22 protein-coding genes and 1 pseudogene are annotated in these 21,419 nt (G+C 64.3%); 7 read left to right on the forward strand and 16 right to left on the reverse strand.

The genetic code is table 11. The annotated features are described in order from the left end of the window. Nucleotides 1-55 precede the first annotated feature (55 nt). The gene (locus tag UB48_RS23300; RefSeq protein ID WP_082075498.1) at nt 56-1,081 is read right to left on the reverse strand and encodes a DUF1176 domain-containing protein; all 1,026 of its coding nucleotides are present in this window, start codon (nt 1,079-1,081) and stop codon (nt 56-58) included. Between the two features lie 141 nt (nt 1,082-1,222). Between UB48_RS23300 and UB48_RS28030 the strand changes: the two genes are divergently transcribed. Further along, on the forward strand, nt 1,223-1,396 hold the full coding sequence (locus UB48_RS28030) for a hypothetical protein (protein WP_177329180.1): 174 nt from the start codon (nt 1,223-1,225) through the stop codon (nt 1,394-1,396). A gap of 16 nt (nt 1,397-1,412) precedes the next feature. On the opposite strand, the gene UB48_RS23305 is transcribed toward UB48_RS28030, so the two are convergent. Next, a complete protein-coding gene (locus UB48_RS23305; protein ID WP_045201309.1) occupies nt 1,413-1,763 on the reverse strand; it encodes a hypothetical protein in 351 nt (116 codons plus the stop codon). Between the two features lie 65 nt (nt 1,764-1,828). On the opposite strand from UB48_RS23305, the gene UB48_RS23310 reads away from it, so the two are divergent. Then, nucleotides 1,829-2,308: a VOC family protein gene (locus UB48_RS23310; protein ID WP_045201310.1), complete on the forward strand. Its 480-nt coding sequence runs from the start codon at nt 1,829-1,831 to the stop codon at nt 2,306-2,308. 137 nt (nt 2,309-2,445) lie between these two features. Here the strand turns inward: UB48_RS23310 and UB48_RS23315 are convergent, their stop codons facing one another. Both UB48_RS23315 and UB48_RS23320 read right to left on the reverse strand, forming a co-directional pair. Beyond that, a complete protein-coding gene (locus tag UB48_RS23315) occupies nt 2,446-4,863 on the reverse strand; it encodes a TonB-dependent receptor (protein ID WP_045201311.1) in 2,418 nt (805 codons plus the stop codon). A 112-nt stretch (nt 4,864-4,975) separates the two neighbouring features. Then, a complete protein-coding gene (locus UB48_RS23320) occupies nt 4,976-6,103 on the reverse strand; it encodes an alkene reductase (protein ID WP_045201312.1) in 1,128 nt (375 codons plus the stop codon). Between the two features lie 139 nt (nt 6,104-6,242). On the opposite strand from UB48_RS23320, the gene UB48_RS23325 reads away from it, so the two are divergent. Beyond that, nucleotides 6,243-7,172, forward strand: a complete 930-nt coding sequence (locus UB48_RS23325) for a LysR family transcriptional regulator (RefSeq protein ID WP_045201313.1) — start codon at nt 6,243-6,245, stop codon at nt 7,170-7,172. A gap of 1 nt (nt 7,173) precedes the next feature. Here UB48_RS23325 and UB48_RS23330 read toward each other — a convergent pair whose 3' ends face one another. Further along, nucleotides 7,174-8,202, reverse strand: a complete 1,029-nt coding sequence (locus UB48_RS23330) for a DUF1176 domain-containing protein (RefSeq protein WP_045201314.1) — start codon at nt 8,200-8,202, stop codon at nt 7,174-7,176. Nucleotides 8,203-8,296: 94 nt separating this feature from the next. On the opposite strand from UB48_RS23330, the gene UB48_RS23335 reads away from it, so the two are divergent. Continuing rightward, on the forward strand, nt 8,297-8,800 hold the full coding sequence (locus tag UB48_RS23335) for a GNAT family N-acetyltransferase (RefSeq protein WP_045201315.1): 504 nt from the start codon (nt 8,297-8,299) through the stop codon (nt 8,798-8,800). On the opposite strand, the gene UB48_RS23340 is transcribed toward UB48_RS23335, so the two are convergent. The 8 genes from UB48_RS23340 to UB48_RS23375 form a co-directional block, all read right to left on the reverse strand. Beyond that, complete coding sequence (locus UB48_RS23340) at nt 8,797-9,189, reverse strand: GFA family protein (protein WP_045201316.1); 393 nt, start codon at nt 9,187-9,189, stop codon at nt 8,797-8,799. The genes UB48_RS23335 and UB48_RS23340 overlap by 4 nt on opposite strands. A gap of 37 nt (nt 9,190-9,226) precedes the next feature. Beyond that, nucleotides 9,227-9,628, reverse strand: a complete 402-nt coding sequence (locus UB48_RS23345) for a hypothetical protein (protein ID WP_045201317.1) — start codon at nt 9,626-9,628, stop codon at nt 9,227-9,229. A gap of 550 nt (nt 9,629-10,178) precedes the next feature. After that, nucleotides 10,179-11,243: a lipocalin-like domain-containing protein gene (locus UB48_RS23350; protein ID WP_045201318.1), complete on the reverse strand. Its 1,065-nt coding sequence runs from the start codon at nt 11,241-11,243 to the stop codon at nt 10,179-10,181. Then, a complete protein-coding gene (locus tag UB48_RS23355) occupies nt 11,233-13,686 on the reverse strand; it encodes an ABC transporter permease (protein WP_045201319.1) in 2,454 nt (817 codons plus the stop codon). The genes UB48_RS23350 and UB48_RS23355 overlap by 11 nt, the downstream gene beginning before the upstream one ends. Beyond that, the gene (locus UB48_RS23360) at nt 13,686-14,351 is read right to left on the reverse strand and encodes an ABC transporter ATP-binding protein (protein WP_045201320.1); all 666 of its coding nucleotides are present in this window, start codon (nt 14,349-14,351) and stop codon (nt 13,686-13,688) included. Before UB48_RS23360 ends, UB48_RS23355 begins: the two co-directional genes overlap by 1 nt. A gap of 16 nt (nt 14,352-14,367) precedes the next feature. After that, on the reverse strand, nt 14,368-14,586 hold the full coding sequence (locus UB48_RS23365; protein WP_045201321.1) for a DUF4287 domain-containing protein: 219 nt from the start codon (nt 14,584-14,586) through the stop codon (nt 14,368-14,370). A 36-nt stretch (nt 14,587-14,622) separates the two neighbouring features. Further along, nucleotides 14,623-15,294 carry a bifunctional 2-polyprenyl-6-hydroxyphenol methylase/3-demethylubiquinol 3-O-methyltransferase UbiG gene (locus UB48_RS23370; RefSeq protein WP_045201322.1) on the reverse strand — a complete coding sequence of 224 codons (672 nt, stop codon included), beginning with the start codon at nt 15,292-15,294 and terminating at the stop codon, nt 14,623-14,625. A 56-nt stretch (nt 15,295-15,350) separates the two neighbouring features. Beyond that, the gene (locus UB48_RS23375; protein WP_045201323.1) at nt 15,351-15,965 is read right to left on the reverse strand and encodes a dihydrofolate reductase family protein; all 615 of its coding nucleotides are present in this window, start codon (nt 15,963-15,965) and stop codon (nt 15,351-15,353) included. 187 nt (nt 15,966-16,152) lie between these two features. Here UB48_RS23375 and UB48_RS23380 point away from each other — a divergent pair. Continuing rightward, a pseudogene (locus UB48_RS23380) lies at nt 16,153-16,512 on the forward strand (glyoxalase superfamily protein); the annotation flags it as partial. Between the two features lie 21 nt (nt 16,513-16,533). Here the strand turns inward: UB48_RS23380 and UB48_RS23385 are convergent. The 3 genes from UB48_RS23385 to UB48_RS23395 form a co-directional block, all read right to left on the reverse strand. After that, nucleotides 16,534-17,364: an alpha/beta fold hydrolase gene (locus UB48_RS23385; protein ID WP_045201325.1), complete on the reverse strand. Its 831-nt coding sequence runs from the start codon at nt 17,362-17,364 to the stop codon at nt 16,534-16,536. Between the two features lie 45 nt (nt 17,365-17,409). Then, on the reverse strand, nt 17,410-17,934 hold the full coding sequence (locus tag UB48_RS23390) for an AAA family ATPase (protein WP_045201326.1): 525 nt from the start codon (nt 17,932-17,934) through the stop codon (nt 17,410-17,412). A gap of 95 nt (nt 17,935-18,029) precedes the next feature. Continuing rightward, nucleotides 18,030-18,653, reverse strand: coding sequence for a hypothetical protein (locus UB48_RS23395; protein ID WP_045201327.1), 624 nt, complete (start codon nt 18,651-18,653; stop codon nt 18,030-18,032). 227 nt (nt 18,654-18,880) lie between these two features. Here UB48_RS23395 and UB48_RS23400 point away from each other — a divergent pair, with 227 nt between their 5' ends. Together UB48_RS23400 and UB48_RS23405 are read left to right on the forward strand one after the other, a co-directional pair. Then, nucleotides 18,881-19,804 carry a hypothetical protein gene (locus tag UB48_RS23400; protein WP_045201328.1) on the forward strand — a complete coding sequence of 308 codons (924 nt, stop codon included), beginning with the start codon at nt 18,881-18,883 and terminating at the stop codon, nt 19,802-19,804. 328 nt (nt 19,805-20,132) lie between these two features. Then, nucleotides 20,133-21,293 carry an HPP family protein gene (locus UB48_RS23405; protein ID WP_045201329.1) on the forward strand — a complete coding sequence of 387 codons (1,161 nt, stop codon included), beginning with the start codon at nt 20,133-20,135 and terminating at the stop codon, nt 21,291-21,293. Nucleotides 21,294-21,419 lie beyond the last annotated feature (126 nt).

Here is a 21,419-nt window from a genome sequence, read left to right on the forward strand (position 1 = left end):
CTTGGGGCAAAGCGCGCAGTGTAGCGAATGCCTGCGCCAAGCTGTATGCCTGGCGCTAGCCCCGGGTACGCCAGATCTGCGGCCAATGGGCAGTATCGACGCTGTCGCACCAGCTCATGCGGCTGAATGCCTTGAGCTGCATCACCGCGCCGTCATAGCGCCAGGTTGCATTGGCGCCGCAGTAGCGCCCGCCCGGCTGCAACTGGTTGAGCTCGCCGCGGGCCGGGTCGAACTTGAAAAAGCCATACATCTCGCCACCCAGCACATCATGCCTGGGGACCTCGATGTGCAGCGAGGTGGGTTGATAGGGCGCGCTGCGCAAGGCGCGGTAATAGCTGTACATGCAGCCCTGGCTCCCACAGCCGTAGCGCAGGCCTACCAGCACATGGGTCGCGTCCAGCGGCGAGACCTCGGCTTCGGCTTGCCAGTTGTCGTACTCGGGTTCGCTCCATTCATGCCGGGTGATGGCAATGACGGCGTCGGCGATGGCCTTCTGCTCGGCATCGTTCACCCCTGGCGCTGGAGTGAAGGGGGCGAGGGTGGGCGTCGGCGGTGCTGGCGGCAGCTGGCTGTCGGGGCGTGTGCCGGGGTTTACAAAGGCGCTGGGGTGATCGATACGCCCTTGCACCGAGTCGATGAACAGCAAGGAGGCACTCAAGCCCTGCAGCGACACCGGGTGCGGGCCGTTGCTGGTGTCCAGGGTCAGGGTCTGGCCGTTGCGCAGTTGGCGCAACAAGCGCACCGCGACGTCACCTTTGGCGTGATAACGCATCTGCCCCTGCGAGCCTGGCCGAAACCCCGCTGGCGGCGGGCCGCCGTCGAGCAGCAGCCGGGCGCCGAGCTCGACTCCGGCGTCGCTGAACAGGGTCAGGGTGGTAGTCCCCTGGGCCCCGGCTTCGCGCACCAGCTCAAGGCCCACGCCTTGATCGACGCTGCTCGACACGGCGGTACAGCGCAGGGTGTTGTCGCAGCCCACGACCCATTGCTTGAACTGCTTGAGCACCGGCTCCGGTTCCGGCGCGGCCAGGGCCAGGGCCGGCAGGAGCATCAAGCACAGCCAGTTCCATCTTGGGTCAACCATGGTGTTTCAATCCTGCAGGGTAAGCGAACGTCCGTCCTGGCCGGGCATCATCGCAGAAGCCGGGCCAACTTCAAGCCGTTGCCGATCAGAACTCCAAGGCTGCTGTGCTATCCAACGGGTATGACACGGGAGGTAACTGCAATGACCAGCAACGAGCGCGAGGCGCCCGCCAACGAGACGGACAAGCCTGCTGAAGATGAAGACCTTGCCAACCGGCCGATCACTCCGGCCAATCACCGTACTCAGGCTGAGGCCGCCGAAGAACTTAGCCGCAAGATTGCCGAGATTGAACGCAAGGTGGGAGACGGCAATTAATCGGAGTGAAACCGTGTTAACGGTACAGCCCCCGGCAGGCATCCAGTGCGTTGAGCAGGGGCTCCTCGGCGATTGAGCAATGCTCCAGGTCGTCTGCATCCAGCGCCTGCGGCGCCTGGCCCTCATCGGTTTCAACCAGCAGCAGGGAGAGTTGCTTTTGCCCAAAGAAGGCCAGGATGTCGCGGATGTCCTGGTCGCACTGGACATGATCGTTGCCGTATAGGTCTGCGCTGTAGAAAAAGCCCTGGGCGCCGCTGGCCAACAGTTGGCGGGCACCGCTGATCGACATCTTCAAGCGTTGATACAGAAACACGGCGATTTCAAGGTCCTTGGAGGGTAAGGCACAGGCAATGCTGATTCGGCTCATGTTGCAAAAAACCTCACGTAGGTGACTAGACTCAACCTGCCATTCACCAACCGTGGAGAACCAGGATGAGCCCTAAAAATACCATCTGCCTCTGGTACGACGGCACCGCGCTGGAGGCTGCGACCTTTTATGCCAAGACCTTCCCCGACAGCAAGGTCGGTGCCGTGCACCGCGCGCCGGGCGATTTTCCTTCGGGTAAAGAGGGCGATGTGCTGACCGTCGAGTTTACCGTGCTGGGCATTCCCTGCGTGGGGCTTAACGGCGGGCCGATGTTCACCCACAGCGAGGCGTTTTCGTTTCAGGTGGCCACCGAAGACCAGGCCGAAACCGATCGCCTGTGGGACGCCATTGTCGGCAATGGCGGCCAGGAAAGCGCCTGTGGCTGGTGCAAGGACAAGTGGGGGCTGTCGTGGCAGATTTCGCCACGGGTGCTGGTCGAGGCAATTACCAGCACTGACCGTGCCGCCGCCAAGCGCGCCTTCGATGCGATGATGGGCATGCGCAAGATTGATATCGCGGCGATTGAGGCGGCGGTCAGGGGTTGAACTGTGGGAGCTGGCTTGCCAGCGATCGAGCGCGCAGCGGTCGTAGTCCGGTCAGCACTTGATGTATTGACTGGACTGGCCTCATCGCTGGCAAGCCAGCTCCCACAGGGATCCTGTTGCAGCTAACCGCTGTGCCCTCAAAAACCCAGGGTCGCTGACACCAGGTAGGTGCGCGGGGTCGACAACGTCAGCCCGGCCTCGCTGTCATCCGAGGCGCCCGCCGAAGCCCAGTAGTGCTCATCCAGCACATTCTCGACACTGGCGCGCAGGGTGATGGCCTTGTCATCGACCTTGAAGGCATAGCGCGCTCCCAGGTCGTAACGCTCCCAGCCGTCGATCTGCTTGCTGTTGGCCTGGTCCAGGTACTGCGAGCTTGAGTGGATGCCCCGGGCCGTCAGGGTCAGGCCGGCGAGGGCAGGCACGTCATACTCGGCGCCCAGGCTGAGGTTGTACTCCGGCGTTGCCGGGGCGCGGTTGCCGTCGAAGCTGGCGCCGACGGTGTCGGTCAGTTCGCTGTCGATGTACATCACCCCACCGAGCAGGCGAAAGCCCTTGAGCGGCTCGCCGAACACATTGAGTTCAATGCCCTTGTTCTCACGCTTGCCATTGGGCCCGAACACCCGGGTAGTGGCGTTGGTCTCGTAGGCCGGCTGCTTGATGCGAAAGGCGCTGGCGGTCAGGGCGAAGTTGCCCAGGTCGTACTTGGCGCCGACTTCTACCTGGCGGCTAATGAACGGCGCGAAGATCTGGTCTTCGTTGATCGAGGTCGACGGGGCGATCTTGCCCTGGCTCAGGCCTTCCATGTAGTTGGCATACAGCGACAGCTGGTCGCTGAGCTTGAACAGGATGCCGCCCGAGGGCGAGAGCTTCTCTTCGTCGTAGGCGGTGTCGCCCTTGATGCCATCGCTCCAGTCATCGACCTGGACCCGCTGCCAGCGCGCGCCGAGGGTCAGCAACAGGCGCTGGTCAAAAAAGCCCAGGGTGTCGGACAACGCCACGCCGCTGAAGCGGTTCTCGGTGTAGACCTTGGGGTCCGAGCGCAGCCGGGCGCCGGGCGTCGGGGTCGGGCGCGGGTTGTAGAGGTTGCTGGGGCCGGCGGCATAGCGCCCGCCGCCGTTCTCGAAGTCCATGTAGAAGTAGTTGGCCGCCAGGTTGAGCTCGTGGCTCACCGGGCCGGTTGCGAACCAGCTGCGCAGGCCGGCGGTGGCGGTGCGCACGTTCTCGTCGCGGGTGAAGTCGCGCGGCTGGACGCTGAAGTCGCCGGCATCGTTGGACACCGGTACGTTATGCCGGAGGAAGTCGTGGTTACTTTTGCGCGCGCCAACGGCGCCGTAGGCCATCAGCGCGTCGTTGATGTCGTATTCGGCGTTGACCGTGCCGAAGGTATCGTTGGTGCGCGCCTTGCTCCAGGCCTGGGCGTAGTTGCGGCGCACGTCGCCTGCGTCCGGCACCTTGGCATTGGCGCCAACGATGACTCGCTCCTGGGGCGCATCGGTGTTGCGCTCGGTATGGCCGATATCGCTCGACAGGCGCAGGCGCTCGCCGCGAAAGTCCAGGCCGAGCACGGCCATTTCGCGGTCGACGCTCTGCTGGTCCCACTCGGTGTCGCCGGCTTGCTTGACGCCATTCAAGCGCAGGCCGAACTTGCCGTCCTCGCCAAAGCGCCGGCCGATGTCGACCGCACCGCCCACCTGGCTGTCGGACGCGTAGTTGCCGGTGAACTCGGTGATCGGTGTGTCGCTGGCGCGCTTGGGCACCACGTTGATGCCACCGCCGACGCTGCCGCGTGGCGAGATGCCGTTGATCAGCTGGCTGGGGCCCTTGATGATGTCGACGCGGTCGGCCATTTCCATGTCGATGGAGTAAGTCGGCAGGATGCCGTACAGGCCGTTGTAGGCAACATCGCTATTGAACAGGCTGAAGCCGCGAATGGTGAACTGCTCGAAGCGCCCACCGGTGGGGTTGGTAGCGCGCACCGACGGGTCGCTGGCGATCAGGTCGCCAAGGGTGCGCGCCTGCTGGCCTTTGATCGCCTCGCGGGTGTAGGTGGTCATGCTGAACGGCGTTTCCATGAAGTCCCGCGAGCCCAGCAGGCCTTGCGAGCCCCGGCGCGCAACCTGGCCGCCGGCATAGCGCTGGCCATCATCGTCGCCGCCGCTGTGGGCGCCGAGGATGCTGGTCGGGGCGATCTCCACGGCGTCGCCGCTTTGCGGTGTAGGCACCAGGGTGTAGGCGCCCGCTGTCACCGGCTGCAGTTGCAGGCCCGAGCTCTGCAGCAGCCGGGCAAAGCCTTCATCGACGCTGAAGCTGCCGCTCAAGCCGGCGCTGCGCCGGCCATTGACCAGGCCCGGGTCGACCGACAGGCTGACCCCGGCCTGGGCGGCAAAGCGGGTCAGCGCGGTGCCCAGTTCGCCAGCCGGTACCTGGTAGCTGCGGCTGGCTCCGTCGGCCAGCGCCGCGGGTGGCGCCAACGACGCCAGGCCCAGCACCAGGCACAGGGTAGGGGACGAAAACGAAGACGCCAGGCGCGTTCGGTGGCGTGTCAGTACGGGCATTGTTGCGCTCTCTTTTCGATTCACATGCCCTTGATGACAAGCGAGCGAACAAAAGGGGACAGCGGTATGCGCAAATAATGCCACGCCTGGCCACGGCAGGCCTGCTCGCGCTTCAGGCCGGTGCGTACGGGGCGTAGTCCAGGTAGCCCTTGGCGCCGCCGCCGTAGTAGGTGTCGCGGTCCGGGGTGGTCAACGGCCAGCCGTTTTTCAGCCGGGCGACCAGATCGGGGTTGGCGATGAACGGCTGGCCAAAACCTGCCAGGTCGATCAGGCCGGCGTCGATCAGGTCCTGGGCACGCTCCAGGGTCATGTCGCCGGCCAGGATAAGCGCAGTCTGGCGCAGTTGCGCCTTGCAATGGGCCAGCAGCTTGCGCAGGGCCTGTTCCTGGGCCACGGCGCCTGCGCTGGCGAGGAAGAAGTGGGTCTGGTCCATCACATGCACATAGGCGATACCGCGCGCGCCCATGCCGGCGCAGAGGGCCGAGTAGGTCTCGTCGATTTGCGCGTAGATCGGCATGTCGAACAGCTGGCCGTAAGGCGAGATACGGATGCCGACCTTGTCGGCGCCGATGCGGTTGACCACAGCATCGACCACTTCAAAGACAAAGCGCAGGCGGTTTTCCAGGGTGTCGGCGGCGTAGCGGTCGCTGCGGTCGTTGACCAGCGGGTTGAGGAACTGCTCGATCAGGTAGCCGTTGGCGCCGTGGATTTCGACGCCGTCAAAGCCTGCGGCAATGGCGTTGGCCGCGGCCTGGGCGAAGTCTTCGACGACCCGGCCGACTTCTTCGGTGTTCAGCGGGCGCGGCGTCGAGGTCGGGACAAAACCCGGCTCGCCGCTGTCGGTGTAGCCGAAGGCAATCGCGCCCTGGGCGACCTTGCCGGTGGCGCTGACCGGGGCCAGGCCATCGCGCTGGATCGAGGTGTGCGAGACGCGGCCAACATGCCACAGCTGGGCGAAGATCTTGCCGCCGACGCTGTGCACCGAGTCGGTCACCAGCTTCCAGCCGTGGATCTGCTGCTCGCTGAAAATGCCCGGATTGAACAGGTAGCCCTGGCCTTCGCGGGAGATCGGCGTGCCTTCGGAAACGATCAGGCCGGCGGTGCCGCGCTGGGTGTAATGCAGGGCGATCTGTTCGGTGGCGATGTCTTGCGGAGCGCGTGAACGGGTCATCGGCGCCATGACGAAACGGTTGCTCAGCTGCAGTGGGCCGAGGTCATAGGGGGCAAACAGGTCTTTCATGCGTGGGGCCTCTGGGTGGAATGGCGCCATGCTAGGGGCTTGCGAAAACAGCCACAATCAAGGCTAAAGGCAAAACACTATTGTTGTAACAGCAATATGAGCACCTATACTGGACGGATTTCCCGTTCAGGAGCCGCCCATGCACCTCAAGGCCCACCGCTTCTTCGCCATGGTCGCGGTGACCGGTAGTTTCTCTGCCACCGCCCGGCATTTTCAGGTGCCGGCCTCGTCGGTGTCGCGTTTTATCGCGGCGCTGGAGCGCGAGGTCGGGCAGCAGTTGCTGTACCGCAACACCCGCGCGGTGAAGCTGACCGAAGCCGGTGAGCGCTATTACCTGCAGATTCGCGAAGTGCTGGAGCTGCTGGATGCTGCCGACGAGTCGATCAGCGGCAAGCCCGGCGACATTCGCGGCCTGGTGCGGATCAACGCGCCGGTGGCTTTTGCCCATCTGCATCTCGTGCGCCTGCTCAATGGCTTGCATGAGCAATACCCGGAACTGACCGTGGAACTGACCGCCACCGATGCCTACATCGACCCTGTGCAGGAGGGCGCCGACATCACCTTTCGCGTCGGCCATCTGCAGGATTCGGGGCTGATTGGCCGGCAGATCTGCACCCAGCGTTATGTCCTGTGTGCCAGCCCCAGCTACCTTGAAAAACATGGCCAGCCGGGCTGCGCGCAGGACCTGCGCCAGCATAGCTGCCTGGTCTACAAAGGCACCGGCGGTGCGCAGCGCTGGTACTTGCGCCGACCGGGCAGCGACAGCGTCGAGGTGGTCGAGGTGCACGGGCCGCTGCGCAGCAACAATGCCCAGGTGCTGGTGGAAGCAGCCCTGGCCGGGCGCGGCATCGTGTTTTTTCCGACCTGGCTGTTCAGCAAACACAGCTTTACCAGCAAGGCCCTGGTGCAACTGCTGCCCGACTGGCAAGGCGCCGTGGAGGCGACGCCGAGCCAGATCCACCTGCTGTCAGCGCAAAACCGCCTGCGCTCGCAGAAGGTGCGGCGGGTGTGGGACTACTTTCTCGACGCCATCGGCACGCCGCCGTACTGGGACGACCTCGGCGCCTGAGTCAGCCCTTGGCACGCCAGGTCACCGGCCAGTACTCCTCGTTGATGCTGTCGCAGTGCCACATGGTCCGCCGGTCCTTGAGCTGCATGGCCGCACCGTCGTATTGCCAGGTCGAGCTATCACCGCAGTCCTTGCCCATCTCGCGGAAAATCTTCAACTGGCCGCTGACCGGGTTGAAGCTGATCTGGCCATACAGGTCAGGCGCGAACTGAGCCTCGGGGGCCGCTTTGAGCGCTAGCGGCGTTGCCTGGTACGGCGCCGTGCGTGAGACGCGGTAGAGGCTGTGGTTGCAGCCGTCCTCGGCGCAGCCGTAACGCAGGCGCACCAGGGCGTGGGCCGGGTCCAGGGGATAGACCTCGGCCTGGGCCTGCCAGTTCTGATGGGGCGCGGCGCTCAGTTCGTCCTTGGTCAGGGCAATCAGGTAGTCGCCGATGGCCTGTTGCTCGGCGTCGCTCAAGGCCGGGGCCAGGGTAAAGCGCGGCAGTTTGGGAATCGCCGGGGCCGGCGGCACGCGGCTGTCCGCCTGGTAGCCCGGGCGCACGAAGGCGCTGGGGTGGCCGATGCGCCCTTGCACCGAATCCATCAGCAACAGGGCGGCGCTCAAGCCCTGCAGCGATACCCGGCGCTCGCCAAAGTTGCTGTTGGAGCTCAGGGTGTCGCTGTTGCGCAGCTCGCGCAGTTTTTCGACGGCGGCGTCGCCCTCAAGGTAGTAGTACTCACGGTCGTTCGAACCGTACTGCCAGGGGGCGGTGGGGCGGCCGTCGAGGTGAAACTCATAGCGCAGGCCGACGTCATCGTAGCCGATCACACTGACCCGGGTGCTGCCTTTGGCGCCGGCTTCGCGAGCGATGTACAGGCCCATCCCGGGGTTGTCGGTGCTGCCCGACACCGCCGTGCAGCGACGGGTGTTGTCGCAGGCCAGTCGCCAGTCCTGGAATACCCGGGTCAGTGGCACCGGCTCCGGGGTGGCGGCCTGGGTCAGGGCGGGTAACAGGCCAAGGGCCAGCCAGGTCCATCTTGCTGAAAACATCGTGGTCGATCCTGCGGTGTCGATGAAGGGCGGCATGATCGCATCTTGGTGGTAGTCTGGCAGCTGTTCAGGATCAATCAGCCAAGGAAGCCTTGTGATCGCCGTCCGCCCTGTTTTACCCCATGAATGGCCCACCTACCGCGATCTGCGCCTGCAGGCATTGCAGGATTCGCCAGATGCCTTTGGCAGCACCTTCGCCGCCGAGTCGCAACGCAGCGATGAAAACTGGGCCACGCGGATAGCGGCGGCCCATGCCAGCGGCAATGACCGGGCGTTTTTCGCCCTTAACGGCGACGCCCTGTGCGGGATGGTCTGGTGCAAATTGTCCGCGGCCGAGCCAGGTGTGGCCGATATCTACCAGATGTGGGTCGACCCGGCCGCGCGTGGCCTGGGCGCCGGCAGTGCCTTGCTCAAGGCGGCGCTGGGCTGGGCTGCCAGCGTGGCCGTGCGCCGGGTGGGCCTGGGCGTGACCCTCGCCGACAGCCCGGCGATGCGCTTGTACCAGGCCCATGGCTTTCAGCCGGTCGGTGCCCCGCAGCCATTGCGCGAGGGGTCCAGCCTGATGTCGCAGGGGATGCAGCGACAGCTGGCCGTCTAGTCCTCGAAGCGCCCCGACGGATCGCGATCTTTTTCGTAGTGGTGGCTGAGCGGGAAGGGTGGCAGCCAGGATTCGCGGCGGGTGGTCCAGCTTTCGTAGGTGGGCGTGAACAGGTTGGGGGCATCCAGCGCGCCGAGGTTGATCTCGACTTCATCGCCTGAGCGGGCGAACACCGACGAGCCGCAACGTGGGCAAAAATAGCGCCCGGCGTAGTCACGGGTTTCGCCTTCGATGCTGACTGCCTCTGCGGGGAAAATCGCCGAAGCGTGAAACAGCGCGCCGTGGTGCTTGCGACAGTCCAGGCAGTGACACAGGCCGACCCGGTAGGGGCGTCCCGAGGCTGTAAATCGCACGTTGGCGCACAGGCAACCGCCGGTGAAGTGGTCCATGGTGCGTCTCCTGTTGTGTGTTCGTGGCTCTCACGGGCTAGGGTTCGCAGAATTTGTACAACCCGACACTCATGGTCATCAACACGAACCCAATAGCGATCAGCCTGCCGGAAACAAGCAAGCGACGTCGGAGCCGCCGGGGGAAGTTGCGCACTTGCACTGCGTCGAGCTGGCCTTGGCGTATATGTTTTTGTGGATAGGCCAGTAAGCCACTGATCACTCCGACAAGCACCCAACGCGCCCCTAGGCTTGATGTCCCCCAAACGCGAATCTGCTGCTCCAGCCAGGTACTGCTTTGCAGCGCTGAAAGCGACCTCGCAAAATCTCGGCCATTTGCGATGCACGCGCTTATCAAGACCCCAGTCAGCATGATGATCCACGGGCCAAGGATCAGCACCATCTGTAATCCCAGAGGCCAGGAACGAGGGTCAATACTCATAAGCCTGTCCAGTTGTAGAATAGTTCTCCAGCAAGATCACCAGATGTGTTGCCAATCATGCTTCCCAAAGCCACTACCTGACTGCCCGTCACGCTGCGCGGTACGACGTAGACGCTGGGCTGCAGTGACTCTGAGGAAGACAATATCGAGTGAGCTGGGGAAGGTGTTGAGGGTGGCATCCTTGTCATGCGCAGGTTCCTTGGGCAATGAAGGCCGGAACCTAGCACCGCCGCTCGCGATCTAGCGCACCGCTGGATGGAATCGGAAAGATCCTACAGTGAAAGCGGATTCGGATTGGCAGGCGTACGATGAGACCGGTACAGCCAGCACTCCAGGTGGTGGCCGAATTACGACCGCTACGCGCTCGATCGCCGGCAAGTCCGGCTCCCACTGAAGTGGGTGCTTGCAGGATCTCTGTGGGAGCTGGCTTTGCCAGCGATGAGGCCGTTACAGCCAGCACATCAGGTGCTGACCGGACTGCGACCGCTTTGCGCTCAATCGCGGGTCAAGCCCGCTCCCACAGGATTGGTGCGAGCCCGCACCTGCAGCATCAGTACCCGGTCATCTCCAGATAGCCCTTGCCGCTCACACTGCCATTAAAGCGCACCGGCCCTTCCCAGTACGGAAAACGCGTCGACATCCACGCTTTGGGCTCCAGTGCATCGACCTGGACATCCACCCCGTGCGCCGGCACCTGCACACGCCAGCGGGTTGGCAGCTTGCGGCCGTTGTCCTGCGTGCTCCAGGCCAGTTCCTGCAGCTGGATCTGCGCACCCTGCAGAGCCTGGGCGTTGCCTTTGGCGCTGATCCAGGTGCCTGCGCGGTAGGGCGCGCCCTGGGCTTCGCGCACGCGAAACAGCATCAGTTTGGCGCCGCTGTCCAGGTGCAGGGAGAACCAGTCCCAGCCCGACTGCCCGGCCGCCAGGGGCTGGCTGCTCCATTCGCGGTCGAGCCAGGCGTTGCCGGTCACCGCCACGCGCTGGCCGTTGCGTTCGACCTCGCCGCTGACCTGGTAGAACGGCTGGCTGTAATAGTACGAGGCCTGGCCCTTGCCGGATTTTTCGCTGTAGCCCCGAGCGCCGTGCTGCAGCAGCGGGCCGTTGCTGATCAGCTTGAGGGTGTAGCTGAAACCCTTGCCATTGGCGCTCATTTGCAGGCGGCCGATGTCGTCGCTGCCTTGTAGCGACCAATCGTTGATCCAGGCGTGAAACGGCTGGGTGGTAACACCCGCCTGACCGATGCCGCCGCGCGCCAGGGTTTCGGCGTATTGATGGCCGCCGGGGCCGGTGAGCGCGGCGTGGCCCATCCACAGGTTGGGGCTGTTCCAATCGGTGGTTTCAGTGCCTGGGCGCAGGGCCGAGCGGAACAGCGTCCACTGCGCGCCCCAGTCGCGGCCCTGGGCGTCCTTGAGGTTGGCGGTGACGTACCACCATTCGATGCGAAAGCCAGTGTGCGGCCCGTGATCGAGGGGGAACAGCAGCGGATGATCGCGGGTTACCGGGGTGAAGGCCGCAGCGTCCTGGCCCAACCCGGCAAAGCCTTTGGCAGCAGGCGTGGGTTGGTCGCAGCCGCCCAGCAGCAACAGGCCGATCATCAGGCAAAGGTCAGGTTTCATCGGCAAACTGCCTCAACAGTTCGCTGGGTTGGCTCCGCGCCAGTTGCCACAAGGGCCAGGCGCTGGCCAGCAGGCTGGTGAGCAAGCCGAGCATTGCCAGCTGTAGCAGCTGCGTGGCGAACACATGCAGCGGCAGGCGCCAGCCGAAAGCCTGAACATTCACCACCGCCACCAGGCACCAGGCCAGCAACAGCCCGAGAGGGATCGCCAGCAGCACCGTCAGGCTGCTCAGCATCAGGGTTTGCCCCAGCGACAACCCTACCAGTTGCGTGCGCCGCACACCCAAGGCCCACAGCGGTGCCAACTGGCCCAGGCGGCTCTGGCTCAAGGTCAGCAAGCTGATGAACAGGGCGATGCCCGCCACCCCCAGGGTCAGGCTATTGAGGGCGGTGGTGGCGGCGAAAGTGCGGCTGAAGATTTCAGTGGACCAGCGTTTCAAGCTGGCTTGCTCGACCACGCGGCTGTCGTCCAGGGCGAAGCGTTGTTGCAATTCGTCTTTGAACGTGGCGATGCGCTCGGGCGCAAGATTGAGGCTGATGGTGTTCAGCGTCGCCTGCGGCAGGTGCCCACGCAGCCAGTCGGCATTGACCAGCAGGTGGCCCTTGGGGTTGCCATAGTCGGCATAGATGCCCACCACAGCCATGGCTTGATTGGCTAATTGCAGGTTGTCGCCCAGCTGCACGCCCAGGCGCCGGGCCAGTTGCTCGCTGAGCATCAGCGCATTGCCGCTGGCCAGTTGCGCCCAGGCCTGCGGGCTTTGCTCCAGCAATGGCCAGCGCGCGGGGTAGGCGGGGTGATCGATGATGCCCTGGACCTGCACCGGCCACTGCTGCACGCGTATTTCGGCACGCCAGCTGGGCAGCAACGTGGTGATTGCCGGTTGCTCGGCGAGCCAGTCAGTGAGTTGCAGGGCCTGAGTCGTGTCCTGCGGTGTGAGGTACAAGTCGGCAGAGAGGCGCTGGTCGAGCCAGCCGCTGAAGGTCTTGCGAAAGCCCTCGGTCATGCTGCCGACGCCGACGCTGGCGGCCAATGCCAGCAGCAGCGCCATCAGCGCCAGGCTCAGTGCCGGAAGCTGCTGACGGCTGTCGGCGACAAACCACTCGGCCAGCGGCCCGCGATACCCGCGAGCCAGCCAGGCCAGCGCGCCGTCGAGCAGGGCGGGCAGCAACAAGGCCGCCGCCAGCAACAGCGCTGCCAGCAGGATCAAGGCACTGGCCAAGCTGTTGCCCCATTGCCAGCAAGCGAGCGCGACCACCAGCAACAGCCCGGCGACCGCTGCCTGACGGCGCAGCCACGGCCCCTGGGCCATGCGCCAGGCCTGCGGCTGGGCCAGGGCCAGCAGCGGCAAACGGGCGGCGCGCAACACGCTGCCGGCTCCGGCCAGCAAGGCACCGAGCACGCTCACGGCGATGCCCGCCAGCCACCACCCGGCTGGCAGGCTCAGTTGCCCGGCCACCTGGGCGCCGTACAGGCCGCGCAAGCTGGCGGCGATATCGGGCAGCAACAGCGCGGCCAGCCCATAGCCGCTGGCGACCCCGGCCAGGCCGCCAAGTACGGCGAAACCACCCAGTTCCAGGCTCAGGCCGAGCAGCAGGATGTTGAGGCTGAGGCCACAGGCACGCAGGTTGCGAATCAGCCCGCGGCGCTGTTCCAGGGCCAGGCCGATGGCGGCGTGGGCGATGAACAGGCCGACGACGAACGCCAGCAGGCCCAGCGCCGTGAGGTTGAGGTGAAAGCTGTCGGTCAGGCGCTGCAGGTCGCCGTCGTCGCTGGGCGCTTGCAGGGTCAGGCGCGCGGCGATGTCTGCGGGCAAGGGCCTGGCGTTATCATTCAAAAGCAGTCGCGAAAGCTGCCCGGGCGCTTGCAGCAAGGTTTGCGCATGGCCGATATCCACCACGATCACCCCCGGCGCCAGTTGCGGCTGCACAACAAACGGCGGCAGTACCTGGCCGTCGCTGGTGGTTGCTTGCCCGCTGGCATTCAGAGGCAGTTGCCGCAGGGTATCGGGGCCGATCCAGGCTTGCCCGGGCTCGCCAATGAATGCCTGCACATCGAAGCCTTGCAACGGCGTGCCGGCGACGGTCATTGTCGTGGGCAGGCTCAGCGGCTCGATACCGATCAGCCGTACCGTCAGCGCTTGTTCCCCGGCAAAGCGCAAGCGACCTTCGAGCAGCGGCGACACCTGCCAGCCGAGCCTGCGCAGTTGCAGGTACAGTGCTTGCTCGAAACGCTCACCGTTGCCGGCTATCAGCTGCGCCTGGGTGGGCCCGGTCAGCACTGCGCTGGCGCGGGCGTAGTCGGCCCGCGCCTGGCTGTTGAGCGCCTGCACCCCGGTCCATAGCGCAGTGGCCAGCCACAAACCGGTAAAGATGCTGAAGAACTGCAATCGGTGGCGCCGCCAGTGGCTCAGCAGCGCCTGCAGGGCAATCAGCAGCGGGCCCATCAGTGCGCCTCGACCTGCACACGCCCGGCGTGCAGCACGCAGCGCTGCTCAAGGCGCGCTGCCAGGCGCGGGCTGTGGGTCACCATCAGCAGGCTGCTTCCAGCTTCGGCGACCAGTTGCAGCATCAACGCCAGCACTTCATCACTGCTGCGCTCGTCGAGGCTGCCGGTGGGTTCATCAGCCAGCACCAGCGCCGGGCGAGCGGCCAGCGCCCGACCGATGGCGACCCGCTGCTGCTGGCCGCCGGAGAGTTGCTCGGGGTAGCGCTGCAACAGGCTGGCCAGACCCAGGCGGGCAGCCAGGTAGTCCAGCCATTGGCGGTCAAACCGCGCCGCCAGCCTGGCCTGAAAAGCAAGATTGGCCGCCACATCGAGGCTGCTGATCAGGTTGTACTGCTGGAACACCAGGCCGATGCCTTGCCGGCGCCAGCGCGCCAGGGCTGATTCCGAACGGGCGTCCAGCGCCTGGCCATCGATCAGGATGCGCCCACTATCGGCGCGATCGAGACCGGCGACCAGGTGCAGCAAGGTGCTTTTGCCGCTGCCGGACTCACCCATCAATGCCAGGCTGCTGCCCTGGCCCAGGCGCAAGTCGACGCCCTGCAATACCGGCAGCAGGCCTTGGGCAGTGCTGAACGACTTGTGCAACTGTTCGATGACCAGCATGGGGCGGGTTCTATCCTCAGCTGTTTTTAGCGCTCGCCAAAAAATACGCCACCAATGCGTTGGCATGGCCATGGCCCAAGCCATGCTCGGCTTTGAGCCAGTCCACTATCTCCATATGTTTTTTGCCACTGACGGTGCCGATCAGCTTTAGCCAGTGGCTGACGGGCTGGCCGTATTTCTTCTCGATGGAGGGGAAGTACGACGCGGGTCCTTTTACTTTTGTCTCTTCGCTCATGGTGTGTGGTTCCTTATTAGGTGGGTGGGATGCGCTTCAATCTTTAGGCTCGGCTATCAACAACAATGATTGCGGCAGCGGGCTTTGCGGATGCTGCGGCTCCTGCACGGCGACCAGCTTGAAACCCGCCAGGTCCAGTGCAGTGAACCAGCTGGACAAAGTGCGCAGGTACCAGGGCATGGGCTGCCACTGGCCGGCAAAGCTGGCAAAGGTTTCTTGCCGCCAACCGTCCTGATAGTTGCCGGCCGCGGCCGCCCACGGGTGCAGGGTCTGGATCACCAGGGCGCCGCCAGCGGCGAGCAGGGCGTTCATGGCGCCGAGCAGGGGGATGATGTCCTGGTGCAACAGGGCGAAGTTGGCGCAGACCAGCGAGTAGTCGCGGCCGATATCAACCTGTGCGTCTGCCAGCGCTTCATAGCTGGCCAGATACACCTGGGCCGCGCCCGCTGCCCGCGCCGCCTCGACCAGGGTCGGATCGCCGTCCACCCCCACCGCGTCGATGCCGCGCTTGGCCAGTGCGCGCAACAGCCAGCCTTCGCCACAGCCCAGGTCGAGCACGCGTTCGGGCTGGCGGCCGAGCACCGCCAGCAGAATCGCCTGGTCGGTGACTTGCTGGCGGCTTTCGATGGCGCCGCTGCGAACGGCTTCAATCCACGCTTGGGCGTTGTCTTGCCAGCTTTGCAACAGCTCGTTTTCGGGGGCAGGCATTGCGCTCTCCATTCAACATTACCAGCGCTGGCAAGGCCAGCATGCACAGCTGCAGTCTAGGCAAATGAGCCGGTGCGCACCTCCCCGTCAAGCACATAACGGGTAATCAGCACTCCACCTGGCGTGCTGCTCGAATCGGCCAAAGTAAAGGACGCTGCTTGCGCCTGGTCATCGAACAGGCGCTTGCCACGGCCGAGGATGATCGGGTGAATCAACAGCCGCAGTTCATCCACCAGGCCCGCCGCCAGCAATTGACGCACCAGCTCGCCGCTGCCCTGGGTCAACAAGGTGGCGCCGTCCTGCTGTTTGAGGGTACGAATAGCCCCGGCTAGCTCACCCACCAGGGCATGGCTGTTGTGCCAGTCGAGGGTCTCGGGGTGGTGGGTGGCGACATGCTTGGGCACACGGTTGAACAGGTCGGCGATGAACTGATCCGCAGAGTCGGTCTGGTGCGGCCAATAGCCGGCAAAAATGTCGTAGGTGCGCCGCCCCAGCAGCAGTTCGAACGGCTGCGAGAACAGCGTCTGCATGGCCACGCCGAAGGCCTGGTCGGCAAACGGCACGACCCAGCCGCCGTAGTCAAAACCGCCGCTGGTGTCTTCTTGCGGCCCGCCCGGGGCCTGGATTACGCCGTCGAGGCTGGTGAAGGCGGCAACGATGAGCTTGCGCATGAGTGGCTCCTGATGGGGCTGCAGGCGGAACTGCCTGACACTAGTCGAACCGGCGCCGGCGAAATCGACAGCGCTTCGATCATCTGTGTACTATCGCCCCCAGGCTAATGCTGCCCGCCGCTCGCGCCCACACGGCCTCGGCTTCAGGAGAAAAACGATGATTTCAACCGAGCAAGCCAAGCAGACGGCAATCCGCTTCGACAAGCCCATTCCCATCCTGCGCAGCTTCGACGAAGCCAAGGCCCGCGAGTTCTACCTGGATTTCCTCGGTTTCAGCGTTGAGTTCGAGCACCGATTCGAAGCTGACCTGCCGCTGTACCTGGGCATCAGCCGTGACGGCCTGCAACTGCACCTGTCCGAACATCATGGCGATGCCAGCCCGGGGGCGACGATCTTCGTGCCCACGCACAACATCGAGCAACTGCGCGACGAACTGCAGGCCAAGCGTTATGGCTATGGACGCCCGGATATCGTCGAGCAGGGCTGGGGTAAAGTGCTGGAAGTCTACGACCCGTTTGGGAACCGGATACGCTTCTGCCAGAGCTGATAGAACGGCATTGAGCCGCGATCAACTGCGGATAAAGGCCAGCAGGTCGGCATTGATGATGTCGGCATGGGTGGTAGGCATGCCGTGAGGGAACCCCTTGTAGGTTTTCAGCGTGCCGTTGCCGAGCAGTTTCGCCGACAGCGGCCCGGAGTTGTCGTAGGGCACGATCTGGTCATCATCGCCGTGCATCACCAGCACCGGTACCGTGACCTTCTTCAGGTCTTCGGTGAAATCGGTCTGCGAGAAGGCGACGATACCGTCGTAGTGGGCCTTGGCGCTGCCCATCATGCCCTGGCGCCACCAGTTGAGGATCACCCCTTGCGACGGCTTAGCGCCCGGACGGTTGTAGCCGTAGAACGGCCCGGAAGGGATGTCGTGGTAGAACTGGGCGCGGTTGGCCGCCAGTTGCGCCTGCAGGTCGTCGAATACTGATTTTGGCAGGCCGCCGGGGTTGCTGGCGGTCTGTACCATCAGCGGCGCAACCGCGGCGAGAAGGGCGGCCTTGGCCACCCGCTCCTGGCCATGGCGGGCGATGTAATGGATGACTTCGCCACCGCCGGTCGAATGCCCGACATGCACGGCCTTTTGAACACCCAGGTGCTTGACCAGCGCCGCCACGTCATCGGCGTAATGGTCCATGTCGTGGCCATCCCAGACCTGGCTGGAGCGCCCATGGCCGCGGCGGTCGTGGGCGACGACCCGATACCCCTGGGCCAGGAAGAACAACATCTGCGTATCCCAGTCGTCGCTGCAGAGCGGCCAGCCGTGGTGAAAGAAAATCACCTCGGCGTCACGCGGGCCCCAGTCTTTGTAGAAGATCTCAACGCCATCGTTAGTGGTCACGAATGCCATGTTCGCTGCTCCTCTGAGGTGTGGGCGAACCATGAGCATAGGAGATCAGGCTGGAACGTGGTTGAAGCCTGCGACAAACGCCGCAATCTGCCGGCTACCGCACAAATGCACCACCGGCACCTGCGGCCCGATGGCTTCGCGCACCCCTTCGATTCCCGGGCGATAGCCGCGATCAAAGGTCCAGACGAATTTCAGGAAGGTCAGAAACGCCCGGTCCAGCTTCTCGCTGCAGCCGTCGGCGAGGTCAGGGCGCGGGCGGTTCAGCACGCTGCGCTTGATCACCCGCATCAAGCAGGTCAGGCGCGGCGTATCCAGCCAGATCACCAGGTCAGCCTGCGGCAGGCGCAGGTCGAAGGTGCGCCGCGCATAGTTGCCTTCACACACCCAGGCGTCCTGCGACACTGCCTCGCGCACGCGCGAGCGGAACTGCTCGGCATCCGGCTCGACCCAGCCGGGCTCCCAGAACAACCTGTCCAGGTGCACCACCGCCAGGCCCAGTTGCTTGCCCAGGGCGCGGGCGAGGGTGGACTTGCCGCTGCCGGCGTTGCCCAGAATTACGATCCGTTGCATGAGGGACTGCCTTGTCGGAAAAAAAGCCGGCGATTGTGCAGGTTTTGTCGAGGCAGTGAAAGCATACCGGTAGGGATCTTGCAGCCTTTCAGGCACTAATTAGCCGGTGCAGAGGGAATCAGATCGTCTTCAATCCACTTGGCAAGCCGGTGCCGGTTGATAGCGCGCGCCACGTGCGCCATGTGCTCCAACTCTGCAGTGCCGAGGGTCAATCCGTGGGACAGGAGTAGCGCCAGACCCTCAAGCGCATCGTGCTCTTGCTCCATGCAAATGATCGTTTGCCGGGCCGGGGTGAGGCCGTTGTTGGCGACCGATGAAAGGCTTGCACCACACTCGATCAAGCGCTTGGCGCGGTCCGCCCGACCGAACTTGAGCAGCGTCGAGAGTACGGTGAAGCCATCGTCGCTCGCTGCATCGACACTGTTGTTGCTGCTGTACCAGGCCAGCACCCATTCGAACACAGGGTCATCACTGTCCAATGACACCCGGTGCAGCAGGTTATTGCCGCCAAGGCTGTTTTTTTGCAGAAAATCAACGCCATTGGCCGCCAGAAATTCCAGCGCCTGGATGTTTTCAGCCGCATAAAACAGAACAGGAGTGCCGTTATAGGATTCGCGGTTCTTGATCGGTGCAAGCAAGCGCTGCATTGCCCTGTTGTCGCCGCTGGCCAAGGCGTCAGCGGCTTCAAACAAATCGATTATCAACGCGTCATTAGTCATCGTTGGCTCTGGCTCGAAAAATTGCGGACGAGACCGGCCCCTGGCGATTGTCCTGGTGTGCAGAACACCCGCTGCTGCGGGCCCGATCATGCACTTTGCATGATGGGCATGTTCGCGACGTGCTGCAACCTATTGAATTTATGGCCATTGCCCATTCAACCGGTTTGGCACAGGGCGTGCACCCGTTGTAGTGAACATTCGATGTTCCTCACGGGAGCTCTACAACAATGATTACAACATCAGAAACCCACTCCACCTCCATCGTCGAAGCGCAAAGCCGCTCCGGCGTGTCATGGGCGGCCATTTTCGCCGGTGCGGCGGGCGCCGCGGCGTTGTCGTTGATATTGGTTTTGCTCGGCATCGGGCTGGGCTTCTCAGCAGTTTCGCCGTGGGTTGGCGACGGCATGAGCGCCAAGGGCCTGGGTATCTCGACGATTGTCTGGCTGGCGCTGACGCAGATCATCGCCTCTGGCCTGGGGGGGTACCTGGCGGGCCGTCTGCGGGTCAAATGGGCGAGCGTGCATGGCGATGAGGTGTACTTTCGCGATACCGCCCACGGCTTTCTGGCCTGGGCCGTTGCCACGCTGGTCACGGCAACGCTGGTGGTCGGTTCGGTCAGCAGTATCGTCGCTGGCGGCGTGCAGGCGGGGGCTCAGGTCGCCGCCGGTGCTGCAGGTGGCGTTACTGCGGCAGCGACGGCTGCCAGCGGTTCCCAGGGTAGCGACCCCTATGGTTATTTCGTCGATACCCTGTTCCGTGGCGATGGCACGGTGGCGGTCAACGAAGATGCTGCACAAGTAGCGGTGACCCGGATCATGGCGCGCGCGTTGAGCAACGGCGGGCAACTGAGCGGCGAAGACCGCCAGTACCTGGCGCAACTGGTCAGCCAGCGCACCAACCTTGCGCCGGCCCAGGCCGAGCAGCGTGTCGACCAGGTCTTCGCCCAGGCGCGCCAGGCAGTGGACGACGCCAAAAAGGCTGCCCGTGAAGCGGCTGATGCCGCCAGCAAGGCGGCTGCGCTGTCGGCATTGTGGATGTTCATTGCCTTGCTGTGCGGGGCGTTCTTCGCCAGCCTCGCCGCCACTTACGGTGGCCGTCGTCGCGATGCCGTGGTGCTGGTCGATGACTACGTCAGTGCCCAAGTCCGTTGAACCGAGGAGAACTACCATGCGTTCACTACTGTTGTTCATGCTGGGTGTACCGATTCCGGTGATCATCCTGATCGCCCTGTTCATGCATTGATTGCCTGGCGAAGTCGGCGGCCTTGCCGCCGACTCGTGCCATCCCTCAAAAAAACTGCACTCACCCCTCAGTTTTTTGAATTACCACCCGCCAGCCCAACCCCGGCAAAATCCCCGCCCACGCAACACCCAAAAATTCCATCTCCACGGACGGAGCCCATTGGTATTGCCCCCTCGCAATACTCAGCCCAGCCAATTTGGCCGGGCTTTTTTTACTGCCCAGGTGCCCGATCTACCCATGTCTCTGCGCGCTTTGAACAACGGCTTCAACCGGCTGCTGCCGGCCCCTCTGAACATCCCCCCAAAAGAATGGCTACGCGCAGGCGTTGGCGCACTGCTCGGTCTGTTTCTCGCAGGCCTGGCCTGCAGCCTGGCCTTTGGCCCGACAGTGGCGCTGCACCTGCTCGGGCCGCTGGCGGCCTCGGCGGTGCTACTGTTTGCCGTGCACTCCGGGGCGCTGGCGCAGCCCTGGCCGTTTATTGGCAGCTATGCCAGCGCCACCGCGGTGGGCCTGGTGCTGCATCACTGCTTTGGTTCGGCCTTGTGGGTCGCGGCGTTGGCCCTGGGCGTGGCGATTTTGCTCATGTGCCTGCTGCGCTGCCTGCACCCGCCGGGCGGCGGCGTGGCGGTAAGCGTGGTGCTGGCCGACTCGTCGCTGGCGGCGATGGGCGACCAGGTGTTCGAACCAATCATGCTCAATGCCCTGGTGCTGGTGGCCGTGGCGGTGATCTACAACCGCCTGACCGGCGTGCGCTACCCGAAGACCGCCGCAGCGCGCAAAGACCTGCACCACACTGCCGACGTGCTGCCAGGTGAACGGGTCGGCGTCAGTGGTGAAGACCTCGACCAGGCGCTGGAAGAGCTCGGCGAGTTCGTCGACGTCACCCGCGACGAACTCGAACGCATCATCATGGCCACCGAGCAACACGCGCTCAAACGCAGCCTGGGCGGCATTACCGCCGCCTCGGTGATGTCCCGGGACGTGCAACTGGCGACCCCGCAAACCACCTTGCAACAGGCCTGGCAGTTGCTGTCGAGCCACCATCTGCACACCTTGCCGGTGCTCGATGACGCCCGGCGCCTGGTGGGGATAGTCAGCCTCACCGACCTGGTCGGCCCGGCCATGGCCCAGGGGCGGTTCAGCTGGCGCGCACTACTTGGGCGCCGGCCCAAGGTGGTGCTGGAACAGATCATGAGCCGGCCGGTGATCACCGTGCGCAGCGACGAGCCGGCGGTGGCGCTGATTCCGTTGCTCAGCGAGCAGGGGCTGCATTGCTTGCCGGTGATGGACGGCGAGGCGCTGGTGGGGGTGATTACCCAGACCGATCTGATTGCCGGGCTCAAGCGGCAGTTGTTGAGTGAGGTTGGGTTGCTCGGCAAGGACCGCGCGCTCAATTAGCGCGTCGCTTATCAGCGGGGGCCTGCCGTTGGCTTCAAGGCGCTGTCCTCGATTCCAGGTCCATGTTTTCTGGCCACTTCACCTTGGGTGCCAGGCGTCGAGCTAGATTGAAGGTGACCTTTTCGT

This window comes from Pseudomonas sp. 2(2015) (genome assembly GCF_000955865.1).
Taxonomy (GTDB): domain Bacteria; phylum Pseudomonadota; class Gammaproteobacteria; order Pseudomonadales; family Pseudomonadaceae; genus Aquipseudomonas.

Coding starts and splice junctions, on each gene's coding strand:
- UB48_RS23350 (WP_045201318.1), bottom strand. CDS start 11,243: ATGAAACCTGACCTTTGCCTGATGATCGGCCTGTTGCTGCTGGGCGGC.
- UB48_RS23370 (WP_045201322.1), bottom strand. CDS start 15,294: ATGCCTGCCCCCGAAAACGAGCTGTTGCAAAGCTGGCAAGACAACGCC.
- UB48_RS23310 (WP_045201310.1), top strand. CDS start 1,829: ATGAGCCCTAAAAATACCATCTGCCTCTGGTACGACGGCACCGCGCTG.
- UB48_RS23400 (WP_045201328.1), top strand. CDS start 18,881: ATGATTACAACATCAGAAACCCACTCCACCTCCATCGTCGAAGCGCAA.
- UB48_RS23395 (WP_045201327.1), bottom strand. CDS start 18,653: ATGACTAATGACGCGTTGATAATCGATTTGTTTGAAGCCGCTGACGCC.
- UB48_RS23405 (WP_045201329.1), top strand. CDS start 20,133: ATGTCTCTGCGCGCTTTGAACAACGGCTTCAACCGGCTGCTGCCGGCC.
- UB48_RS23305 (WP_045201309.1), bottom strand. CDS start 1,763: ATGAGCCGAATCAGCATTGCCTGTGCCTTACCCTCCAAGGACCTTGAA.
- UB48_RS23330 (WP_045201314.1), bottom strand. CDS start 8,202: ATGTTTTCAGCAAGATGGACCTGGCTGGCCCTTGGCCTGTTACCCGCC.
- UB48_RS23360 (WP_045201320.1), bottom strand. CDS start 14,351: ATGCTGGTCATCGAACAGTTGCACAAGTCGTTCAGCACTGCCCAAGGC.
- UB48_RS23320 (WP_045201312.1), bottom strand. CDS start 6,103: ATGAAAGACCTGTTTGCCCCCTATGACCTCGGCCCACTGCAGCTGAGC.
- UB48_RS28030 (WP_177329180.1), top strand. CDS start 1,223: ATGACCAGCAACGAGCGCGAGGCGCCCGCCAACGAGACGGACAAGCCT.
- UB48_RS23355 (WP_045201319.1), bottom strand. CDS start 13,686: ATGGGCCCGCTGCTGATTGCCCTGCAGGCGCTGCTGAGCCACTGGCGG.
- UB48_RS23340 (WP_045201316.1), bottom strand. CDS start 9,189: ATGGACCACTTCACCGGCGGTTGCCTGTGCGCCAACGTGCGATTTACA.
- UB48_RS23390 (WP_045201326.1), bottom strand. CDS start 17,934: ATGCAACGGATCGTAATTCTGGGCAACGCCGGCAGCGGCAAGTCCACC.
- UB48_RS23385 (WP_045201325.1), bottom strand. CDS start 17,364: ATGGCATTCGTGACCACTAACGATGGCGTTGAGATCTTCTACAAAGAC.
- UB48_RS23315 (WP_045201311.1), bottom strand. CDS start 4,863: ATGCCCGTACTGACACGCCACCGAACGCGCCTGGCGTCTTCGTTTTCG.
- UB48_RS23375 (WP_045201323.1), bottom strand. CDS start 15,965: ATGCGCAAGCTCATCGTTGCCGCCTTCACCAGCCTCGACGGCGTAATC.
- UB48_RS23325 (WP_045201313.1), top strand. CDS start 6,243: ATGCACCTCAAGGCCCACCGCTTCTTCGCCATGGTCGCGGTGACCGGT.
- UB48_RS23300 (WP_082075498.1), bottom strand. CDS start 1,081: ATGGTTGACCCAAGATGGAACTGGCTGTGCTTGATGCTCCTGCCGGCC.
- UB48_RS23345 (WP_045201317.1), bottom strand. CDS start 9,628: ATGAGTATTGACCCTCGTTCCTGGCCTCTGGGATTACAGATGGTGCTG.
- UB48_RS23365 (WP_045201321.1), bottom strand. CDS start 14,586: ATGAGCGAAGAGACAAAAGTAAAAGGACCCGCGTCGTACTTCCCCTCC.